We start from the raw sequence: 1587 nt of genomic DNA, 5'->3' as shown, positions 1-1587 counted from the left end.
GGTGCGGTGGCGGTGGTCGATGGGGGTCGGGTGTGGTCGTTTGCGGAGTTGGACGGGTTCGCTGAGCGTGTGGCTCGGGGTTTGGTGGCTCGTGGTGTGGGGCGGGGTGGTCTGGTCGGTGTGGTGATGGGCCGGTCGGCTGAGTTGGTCGGGGTGTTTTTGGGGGTGTTGAAGGCGGGGGCGGCGTATGTGCCGGTGGATCCTGCTTGGCCGCGGGCTCGTCGTGAGGCGGTGCTGGCGGGTGTGGATGTGGTGGTGGACGACCCGTCGCGGGTGCTCGCCGAGGAAGCGGGTGACGGCCGGGTTCGTGTCGGGGTGGGTGCGGATGATGCGGCGTATGTGATGTTCACGTCGGGTTCGACCGGTGTGCCCAAGGGGGTTGTGGCTACGCATGGCGGCGTGGCGGGTCTTGCTGCCGACTGCGGCTGGGGTGTCGGTGCGGGTGATCGGGTGTTGCTGCATGCGCCTCATGTGTTCGATGCGTCCACCTACGAGATCTGGGTGCCGTTGGTCGGTGGTGGTGCGGTGGTGGTTGCGTCTTCGGGGCAGGTGGGCGGCCGTGAGCTGGAGCGGTTGGTCAAGGCGCATGGTGTGACGCATGTGCATGTCACGGCGGGGTTGCTGGGGTTGTTGGCGGAGGAGTCGCCGGGGTCGTTTGCGGGTGTGCGTGAGGTGTTGACCGGTGGTGATGTGGTGTCGGTGTCGGCGGTGGAGGCGGTGCGGGCGGCGTGTCCGGGTGTGGTGGTGCGTCATTTGTACGGGCCGACCGAGGTGACGCTGTGCGCGACCACCTTTGAACTGGGCGTGGGCGACGATCTGCCCGGTGTGCTGCCCATCGGGCGTCCTCGCGACGATGCCCGCGTCTTCGTACTTGACCGGTTCTTGCAGCCGGTTCCCGCCGGGATGGTGGGGGAGTTGTACGTGGCCGGGGGCGGGCTCGCCCGCGGATACCTGGGCCAGCCCGGCCTGACCGCCGAGCGGTTCGTGGCCTGCCCCTTCACCGCCGGGCGCATGTACCGCACGGGTGACCTGGCCCGCTGGACGAGCGACGGCCGGTTGGAGTTCGTCGGCCGGGCCGACGAGCAGGTCAAGATCCGCGGGTTCCGGGTGGAGCCGGGTGAGATCGAGGCCGTACTGGCCGAGCATGAGTCGGTGGGCCGGGCGACGGTGGTCGCCCGCGAGGACCAGCCGGGCACCAAGCGCCTCGTCGCCTACGTCGTCCCGGCCGATGGCTCGATCGACACCGCAGTGCTGCGGGACCACGTGGCGGGGCGGCTGCCGGAGTACATGGTCCCGGCGGCGTTCATGGTGCTGGAGTCGCTGCCGTTGACGGTGAACGGCAAGGTCGATCGCGCCGCATTGCCGGCGCCGGACTTCGCGGGCATGGCGGGCGGCAGGGCGCCGGCCAACCCGGCCGAGGCGGTCCTGTGCGGCCTGTTCGCCGAGGTCTTGGGCCTGGAGACGGTCGGGGCGGATGACGACTTCTTCACCCTCGGCGGCGACTCGATCATGTCGATGCTGCTGGTGTCGCGGGCCCGCCGGGCGGGGCTGGTGTTCACCGCACGCCAGGTCTTCGAGCACCGCTCC

General features: G+C 70.1%; 1 protein-coding gene. It reads left to right on the top strand.

Annotated features, from left to right (window positions below; genetic code table 11):
* Positions 1-6: 6 nt before the first annotated feature.
* Positions 7-1587, top strand: a 1581-nt coding sequence (locus tag ABD879_RS32530) for a non-ribosomal peptide synthetase (protein ID WP_345025632.1), incomplete at its 3' end; no start/stop codon positions are given.

The organism is Actinomadura keratinilytica (assembly GCF_039539665.1).
Taxonomy (GTDB): domain Bacteria; phylum Actinomycetota; class Actinomycetes; order Streptosporangiales; family Streptosporangiaceae; genus Spirillospora; species Spirillospora keratinilytica.
This window is presented reverse-complemented; position numbering and strand designations above follow the sequence as displayed.